9 protein-coding genes (1 of these 9 running past the window's edge) are annotated in these 8,256 nt (G+C 65.9%); all 9 read left to right on the forward strand.

Features of this window, described 5'->3' with window-relative positions; genetic code table 11:
• The first annotated feature begins 9 nt into the window (after positions 1 to 9).
• Positions 10 to 726, forward strand: coding sequence for a GntR family transcriptional regulator (locus VGN93_RS20515; RefSeq protein WP_327508884.1), 717 nt, complete (start codon positions 10 to 12; stop codon positions 724 to 726).
• A 74-nt stretch (positions 727 to 800) separates the two neighbouring features.
• The gene (locus tag VGN93_RS20520) at positions 801 to 1,325 is read left to right on the forward strand and encodes a MarR family winged helix-turn-helix transcriptional regulator (protein ID WP_327508885.1); all 525 of its coding nucleotides are present in this window, start codon (positions 801 to 803) and stop codon (positions 1,323 to 1,325) included.
• Between the two features lie 203 nt (positions 1,326 to 1,528).
• Positions 1,529 to 3,850 carry a bifunctional salicylyl-CoA 5-hydroxylase/oxidoreductase gene (locus VGN93_RS20525; protein WP_327508886.1) on the forward strand — a complete coding sequence of 774 codons (2,322 nt, stop codon included), beginning with the start codon at positions 1,529 to 1,531 and terminating at the stop codon, positions 3,848 to 3,850.
• Positions 3,847 to 4,617 (forward strand): SDR family NAD(P)-dependent oxidoreductase, encoded by a 771-nt coding sequence (locus VGN93_RS20530; protein WP_327508887.1) that lies wholly within the window; start codon positions 3,847 to 3,849, stop codon positions 4,615 to 4,617. Before VGN93_RS20525 ends, VGN93_RS20530 begins: the two co-directional genes overlap by 4 nt.
• Before the next feature lie 11 nt (positions 4,618 to 4,628).
• Positions 4,629 to 5,471: an enoyl-CoA hydratase family protein gene (locus VGN93_RS20535; RefSeq protein ID WP_327508888.1), complete on the forward strand. Its 843-nt coding sequence runs from the start codon at positions 4,629 to 4,631 to the stop codon at positions 5,469 to 5,471.
• Between the two features lie 2 nt (positions 5,472 to 5,473).
• Entirely contained in the window at positions 5,474 to 6,649 is a 1,176-nt protein-coding gene (locus VGN93_RS20540; protein ID WP_327508889.1) for an acyl-CoA dehydrogenase family protein, read from the forward strand.
• A gap of 10 nt (positions 6,650 to 6,659) precedes the next feature.
• Complete coding sequence (locus VGN93_RS20545; RefSeq protein WP_327508890.1) at positions 6,660 to 7,088, forward strand: thioesterase family protein; 429 nt, start codon at positions 6,660 to 6,662, stop codon at positions 7,086 to 7,088.
• Positions 7,066 to 7,461 carry a RidA family protein gene (locus tag VGN93_RS20550; protein ID WP_327508891.1) on the forward strand — a complete coding sequence of 132 codons (396 nt, stop codon included), beginning with the start codon at positions 7,066 to 7,068 and terminating at the stop codon, positions 7,459 to 7,461. Before VGN93_RS20545 ends, VGN93_RS20550 begins: the two co-directional genes overlap by 23 nt.
• 11 nt (positions 7,462 to 7,472) lie before the next feature.
• Positions 7,473 to 8,256, forward strand: partial view of a 3-hydroxyacyl-CoA dehydrogenase NAD-binding domain-containing protein gene (locus tag VGN93_RS20555; RefSeq protein WP_327508892.1) — the 5' end (the start) only. It continues 1,184 nt past the right edge of the window; the window shows 784 of its 1,968 coding nt (coding positions 1-784); it begins with the start codon at positions 7,473 to 7,475; its stop codon lies off the right edge, out of view.

Here is an 8,256-nt window from a genome sequence, read left to right on the forward strand (position 1 = left end):
GGGAACTTGATGCAAGATCTCGAGCAATCGACCAAAACGGAATCGGCCTACCGGCTGCTGCGACGCGACATCCTCACGACGCGGCTGCGGCCGGGTGCGCCGATGAAGCTGAGCGCGCTGCGCGACCGCTATGAACTCGGCTGGACGCCGCTGCGCGAAGCCCTGTCGCGGCTCGAGGCGGAAGGGCTGGTCACCGCGATCAGCAATCGCGGTTTTGCCGTCGCCCCGGTATCGCGCGAGGCGCTGGAGGATCTGACCCGCGCGCGCCTGGTCATCGAGGTCCCGCTTCTGCTCGAATCAATCGAGAACGGCGGCAGCGACTGGGAATCCGCCGTCGTCACCGCGCATTACCGGCTGTCGCGCTGCAGGATCGCCGTCGAGAACGCCGCCGAAAGCGAGATCGACGAGTGGGACGAGAAGCACACGGACTTCCACGCGGCGTTGATCAGCGCGGCGCGCTCGACCTGGCTGTCCCGTTTCCAGGCGACGATTTCCGACCAGCTCCGCCGCCATCATCGTTTCCTCGGCCTCGCGCCCACCCTGCGCGCCGCCGAAGGCATGAGTGAGGGTTATCAGGAGGCGGTCGCGGCGCTGCACGATGCCATGGCCATCGAGCACCATACCGAATTGATGGAGGCCGCCCTCGACCGGAACGTCGAGCGCGCCAAGACCCTGATGACCGAGCACATCGGCATTACGGTCCATGTCTACGATCAATCGAAATAATGGCGCCCCGCGCGCCTGTCCAAGAGAGCGAAACATCTCTAAAAGGCTAGGCGACATGAAAGCGGGTGTTTGGAATGACGGGTGAAGACAAGTTCGACATCTCGCCGGACTGGCTGGATGGAGAGACCAAGGTCCTCGAAGCGCCGCACGATCACCGCGCCGAGCTCCGGCTCTGGCTGCGCCTCCTGACCTGCTCGACACTGGTCGAGAGCGAGGTCCGGCGGCGACTGCGGGAGGAGTTCGACTCGACCCTGCCGCGTTTCGACCTGATGGCGCAGCTCGAACGCGCGCCGGACGGCATGGTTCTCGGCGAAGTCTCCAAGCGCATGATGGTCTCGCCCGGCAATATCACGGTGCTGGTGGAGCGGCTGACCGAGAGCGGGCATATCAGCCGCACGACGCTCGCGACGGACCGGCGCGTGCAGGTCATCGCGCTGACCGCCTTTGGCCGCGCCGAATTCGAAAAGATGGCGGCCCATCATGCCGACTGGATCTCCGACCTCTTCGCCGGCCTCGCGCCGACGGACAGCGGCGTGCTGATGGACGAGCTTGCCAAACTCAAGCGCTCGATCATCGCCTCCCTTGGAAAGGGCGCCTGAGGCGGTCTTTTCCTTTTCCGACGTCCCGTTGAAAACGGCACGCCCACGCATTCGGCTTGGACGCCTCCGCGTCTTCGCGTCAAAAACAATTTTAAGCTTGAAATTTCTCTTAAACGAGTCCACCCTGCTTTTCACAGTCCGGGATGCAGCCAACGACATCCCGAGCAGCGGAAGACGCAGCCGGACCTCGGGAGGAGAACGACATGCGGATTGTCTGTATCGGCGGTGGGCCTGCCGGCCTCTATTTTGCGCTGCTGATGAAGCGCCAGCACCCGGACCATCACGTCACCGTCGTCGAGCGCAACCGGGCCTTCGATACGTTCGGCTGGGGCGTGGTCTTTTCCGACGCCACCATGCAGTCGATGCGACAGTGGGACCCGCAGACGGCGGAGGCAATCGAAGTCTCCTTCAACCATTGGGACGATATCGAGCTGGTGTTCAAGGGGCGCAAGATCCGCACCTCCGGCCATGGCTTCGTCGGCATCGGCCGTCGCAAGATGCTCAATATCCTGCAGGATCGCTGCCTGGAACTCGGCGTCGAACTGCTGTTCGAGCGTGACGTGGAAAGCGACGAGGAATTTCCCGACGCGGACCTGATCATCGCCTCGGATGGCGTCAATTCGCGCATCCGCACCAAATATGCCGCGGTCTTCCGGCCCGACATGGTCGTCAGGCCGAACCGCTATATCTGGCTCGGCACGAACAAGCTGTTCGACGCCTTCACCTTCGATTTCCAGCGCACCGAACACGGCTGGTTCCAGTCGCATATCTACCGCTTCGACGACACGACCTCGACCTTCATCGTCGAGACCACGGACGAGGTTTTCAAGGCCCACGGGCTCGACAAGATGGACCAGGATCAGTCCATCGCCTTCTGCGAAAAGCTTTTTGCAGAAACCCTCGACGGCCACAGCCTCATGACCAATGCGAGGCACCTGCGCGGCTCCGCCTGGCTGAATTTCGGGCGGCTGATCTGCGACAAGTGGAGCCATTTCAATGGCAACAGCAATGTCGTGCTGATGGGCGACAGCGCCCACACCGCCCATTTCGCCATCGGCTCGGGAACCAAGCTCGCCATCGACGACGCAATCGAGCTGACCCGGCAGTTCGATAGCCTCGGCCATGACGAGGCAAACATCCCCGCCGTGCTCGCCGCCTACGAGGACGTGCGCCGCATCGATGTCGCGCGCATCCAGAATGCGGCGCGCAACGCCATGGAATGGTTCGAGGTCGTCGGCACGCGCTATGCCGACACGCTGGAGCCCGAGCAGTTCATGTATTCGATGCTGACCCGCTCGCAGCGCATCAGCCACGAGAATCTTCGCCTGCGCGACAGGGTATGGCTGGAGGGCTTCGAGCGCTGGTTCGCCGAACGGGCGGGCGCCGAACCCATGGCGAACGGAGCAGTCCCGCCGCCGATGTTCACGCCCTTCAGGATCCGCGGCCTGACGCTTCGAAACCGCATCGTGGTCTCGCCCATGGCGATGTATTCGGCGACGGACGGGCTGCCGGGCGATTTTCACATGGTGCATCTCGGCGCGCGCGCCATGGGGGGTGCCGCGCTCGTGTTTCCGGAAATGACCTGCGTGTCGGCCGACGCCCGCATCACGCCCGGCTGCCTCGGCCTGTGGAACGACGAACAGGCGCAGGCGTTCAAGCGCATCGTCGATTTCGTCCACCACCAGACGCCGGCCAAGATCGGCCTCCAGCTTGGCCATGCCGGGCGCAAGGGCGCCACGAAACTCGCCTGGGAGGGCATCGACCAGCCGCTTGCCGAAGGAGGCTGGCCGCTGATCTCCGCCTCCGCCCTGCCCTATCTCGCGCATTCGCAAACGCCGCGCGAAATGACCCGCGCGGACATGGACCGTGTCATCCGGGACTTCGTGCAGGCCACGGAACGGGCCCGCGACATCGGTTTCGACATCATCGAACTGCATGCCGCGCACGGCTACCTGCTGTCGAGCTTCCTGTCGCCGCTGACCAACCGGCGCACCGACGACTACGGCGGCGACCACGCGGCCCGCGCCCGCTTCCCGCTCGAAGTGTTCCACGCCATCCGCAGGGTCTGGCCGCAAGACAAGCCGATCTCGGTGCGCCTGTCGACGCATGACTGGCACGAGGGCGGCAACACGCCGGAGGATGCGGCCATTTTCGCCGGCCTGTTCAAGCAGGCCGGCGCCGACCTGATCGACTGCTCCTCCGGACAGGTGGTGAAGGAGGAAAAGCCGGTCTACGGCCGCCTGTTCCAGACGCCTTTCTCCGACAAGATCCGCAACGAAATCCAGGTGCCGACCATCGCCGTCGGCGCAATTTCCGAGGCCGACCATGCCAATTCGATCATTGCGGCCGGCCGGGCGGACCTCTGCGCCGTCGCCCGCCCGCATCTCGCGGACCCGTCCTTCGTCCTGCACGAGGCGGCAAGGATCGGTTACGAGGGGCAGCCCTGGCCGAAACAATACCACTCCGCCCGGGCGCAATATGTCAACAACCTCGCCCGCGCGGCAACGACGGCGGGCAAGCCATGAGCAAGCGGCACGCTCTCGTCACGGGTGCCGGAAGCGGCATCGGCAAGGCGATCGCGCTCGCCTTGGCGGCCGACGGTCATGTTGTAAGCCTCGCCGGGCGGCGGCGGGCACCGCTGGAGGCCGTGCGGGACGATATTCGCGCGGCGGGCGGAGAAGCCTTCATCCACGACGGATTCGACGTCAGCGACGCTGCCTCCGCCGAGCGCGGCATCGCGGCCGCCATCGCGGAAGCCGGCGACATCGCCGTCCTCGTCAATTGCGCCGGCGAAGCGCCCTCGGCCCCCTTCGAAAAGACCGACCTCGCGCTCTGGCAGCGGGTCCTTTCCATCAACCTGACCGGCGTCTATCTGGTGACGCATGCCGCACTCGCCTCCGTACGACGGGCCGGAAACGGCCGGATCGTCAATGTCGCGAGCACGGCGGGCCTCACCGGCTATGCCTATGTGTCCGCCTATTGCGCGTCAAAACATGGCGTCATCGGCCTGACGCGTGCGCTGGCGCTCGAGCTTGCGCGCACCGACGTCACCGTCAATGCCGTCTGCCCCGGTTTCACCGACACGCCGCTTATCGACGGCGCGCTCGACACGATCAGCCAGAAGACCGGCCGCACGCGCGAGGATGCGCGCGCCAGCCTTGCCCGCGCCAATCCGCAGGGCCGGCTGGTGACGCCCGGCGAGGTGGCCCACACCGTCTCCTGGCTCGTCTCGGAAAAGGCCACCGCAATCACCGGCCAGGCCATCGCGGTCGCCGGCGGCGAAATTCTCTAGGGATATCGGACATGACGAACCCCATGCAGGCCAAGAAGCGCCCCTTCAAGGACCACGCGGCAAAACACTTCCTGTTCGAAACGGATGCCGGCGGCCGCGTCGCGACGATCACGCTCAACCGCCCGGACAAGAAGAACCCGCTGACCTTCGAAAGCTATGAGGAGCTTGGCGATCTCTTCCGCTCGCTGACGCGCGCCAGCGACGTGCGCGCCGTGGTGCTGACCGGCGCGAAGGACAACTTTTCCTCCGGCGGGGACGTGTTCGAGATCATCGAGCCGCTGACGCGCATGGAAATGCCGGACCTTCTCGACTTCACCCGCATGACAGGCGAGCTGGTGCGCCAGATGCGCGCCTGCCCGCAACCGATCATCGCCGCCGTCGACGGCATCTGCGCCGGCGCCGGCGCCATCCTGGCCATGGCCGCCGATTTCCGCGTCGCGACGCCGGAAGCCAAGACCGCCTTCCTGTTCACCCGCGTCGGGCTTGCCGGCGCGGACATGGGCGCCTGTGGCATTCTTCCGCGCATCATCGGCCAGGGCCGTGCCGCCGAACTGCTCTTCACCGGCCGCGTCATGAGCGCGGCGGAGGGCTTGAACTGGGGTTTTTATAACGCCCTGCACGAGCGTCCCGCGCTGCTGGCCGAAGCACAGCACTTCGGCCGCACCGTCGCCGACGGCCCCTGGTTCGCCCATGCGATGACGAAAAAGATGCTCGACCAGGAATGGGCAATGGGCATCGACCAGATGATCGAGGCGGAAGCGCAGGCCCAGGCGATCTGCATGGCGACGGGCGACTTCCAGCGGGCCTTCGAAGCCTTTGCCGCCAAGGCGAAGCCCGTCTTCCAGGGAAGCTGATCATGCGCGCGCCCAACCGCGACCATCTCGACTGGCCGTTCTTCGACGAGAGCCACCGCGCGCTTGCGAAAGACCTCGACAGCTTCGTCGCTGAAGGCGGTCTCGACGGCGTCGATCACGGCAATGTCGACAATGCCTGCCGGCATCTGGTCGCGGCGCTCGGCGCCGCAGGCTTCCTGCGCCACTGCGTGCCAAAAACGTTCGGCGGTGCGAGCGAGGCGATCGACAGCCGGGCGCTCTGCCTCGTCCGCGAAACGCTGGCCTATGCCGACGGGCTCGCCGACTTCGCCTTCGCCATGCAGGGCCTCGGCACGGGTGCGATCAGCCTGTCCGGTTCGCAAGCGCTGAAGGAAAACATCCTGCCCAAGGTCGCGGCCGGCGAATGGATATCCGCCTTCGCGCTGTCCGAACCCGATGCGGGATCGGACGTCGCCGCCATGGCCTGCGCCGCCCGGCGCGACGGCGACGATTTCGTGCTCGACGGCGAAAAGACCTGGATTTCCAACGGCGGCATCGCCGATGTCTACACGGTCTTTGCCCGCACCGGCGAGGCGCCCGGCACGCGCGGCATCTCCGCCTTCGTCGTCTTCGCCGATACGCCCGGCTTTACCATTGCCGAGCGCATCGAGACAATCGCGCCGCACCCCCTCGCGCGCATCCGCTTCGAAAACTGCCGCATCCCCGCCACGCAGCTTCTCGGCAGCCCGGGCGAAGGCTTCAAGATCGCCATGCGCACGCTCGACATTTTCCGCCCCTCCGTCGCCGCCGCCGCGACCGGCTTTGCCCGCCGCGCGCTCGATGAGGCGGTGGCGCATGCCAAAAGCCGGAAGATGTTCGGCGCGACACTTTCCGATCTGCCGACGGCGCAAAGCACGCTCGGTGAAATGGCGACCGCCATCGACGCCGCAGCGCTTCTCACCTGCCGCACCGCCTGGAAGCGCGACGTGCAGAAGCTGCCGACGACGCGCGAAGCCGCGATGGCGAAGATGACCGCAACGGAAAATGCACAATGGGTCATCGACCAGGCGCTCCAGCTTTTCGGCGGCCGCGGCGTGCGCACCGGCGAGATCACGGAGCGGCTCTATCGCGAGATCCGGGCGCTACGCATCTACGAGGGCGCGACGGAGGTTCAAAAGCTCATCATCGGCCGCGAGCTGATGAAGGACGCTACACGATAATGGGGGCCCCATGTTCACGATCACGAAGCCGCTGCGGTTCGGAGATTGCGACCCTTCGGGGATCGCCTATTTCCCGTCCTACCTCAACATCCTCGTCGGCGTGCTGGAGGACTTCTTCGCCTCGCTCGGCTTCCCCTGGCGGGCGATGAACGACGAGCGGCGGATGAGCGTGCCGACAGTGCGCCTCGACCTCACCTTCGTAAGTCCCGGCTTTCAGGGCGACGCGCTGGATTTCGCGCTCGCGGTCCGCGCCATCGGCCGCGCCTCGCTCGATCTGGAACACACGGTTTCGGCGCGGGACACCGTGCTGTGGACGGCCAGGCACCGCATCGTCGCCGCCTCGATCGACACCAATGCCTCACTTGCCTGGCCGGACGATATCCGCGCCGCGCTGACACAACAGCTGGAGATGCCCCATGCACACCATCCTGCAACCTGAAGGCTGGGCAAAGCCCATCGGCTACGCGAACGGCGTGGCGGCGACGGGCCGCACGCTCTTCGTCGGCGGCCAGATCGGCTGGAACGAACGCTGCGAATTCGACACCGACGATTTCGTCGAGCAGGTGCACCAGACGCTGAAGAACGTCGTCACCGTGCTCGCCGCGGGCGGCGCCGAACCGCACCACATCACGACGATGACCTGGTACTTCACCGACAAGCAGGAATATCTCGGCAATCTGCGCGGCATCGGCCAGGCCTATCGCGACACCATCGGCAGGCACTACCCTGCCATGGCGGCCATGCAGGTGGTGGCCCTTGTCGAGGACCGCGCCAAGATCGAGATTCAGGCCACGGCCGTCATCCCCGCGTGAGGCTTTGCGAAATGCCCGAGATGCGTTTTTCCGAGAGCGTTTCCGCCCGTCTTGATGACGGCGTGCTCGTCGTCGCCATCGACAATCCGCCCGTCAACGCCCTGTCGGCGCATGTCCGGTCCGGCCTCATCGCAGCGCTGGATCATGCCACGGTTGCGGCGGAGATCGCCGGCCTCGTCATTTCTGGCGCCGGCCGCACCTTCATCGGCGGGGCGGATATCAAGGAGTTCGGCCAGCCGATGGTCGAGCCGACGCTTCCGCAGGTAATCGACCGCATCGAAAGCTTCGAAAAACCAATTATCTGTGCCGTGAACGGCGCTGCACTGGGCGGCGGCTGCGAAGTCGCACTTGCCTGCCATGGCCGCATTGCCGGCGAGACCGCCTCGTTCGGCCTGCCGGAGGTGAAACTCGGCATCGTTCCGGGCGCCGGCGGGACGCAACGCCTGCCGCGCCTGATCGGTCCCATCGCCGCCATCGACCTCATCGGGACGGGACGCGCGGTGAAGGCGGGCGAAGCCGTCGCGCTGGGTCTTGTCGATGTCGCCGCCGCCGACCCCCTCGCCGCAGCGATCGCGGCGGTGCGTGAAAATGCGCGACGGCCACTTCGCCGGACCGGCAGCATCGAGATGCCCGCAGCCGATGCCGCCGCCGTCAGCGCAGCTGAGGCAAAGGTGCTTGCCAGGAGCCGAGGCCAGCTGGCCCCCGCGGAGGCCGTCCGCCTCGTCAAGTCGGCAAACCAGCTCGACCTTGAACAGGGTTTGGCGGAAGAGCGCGCCACGTTCCTGCGTTTGCGCG

The sequence above is a fragment of the Shinella sp. genome, from assembly GCF_035998705.1.
Lineage (GTDB): Bacteria > Pseudomonadota > Alphaproteobacteria > Rhizobiales > Rhizobiaceae > Shinella.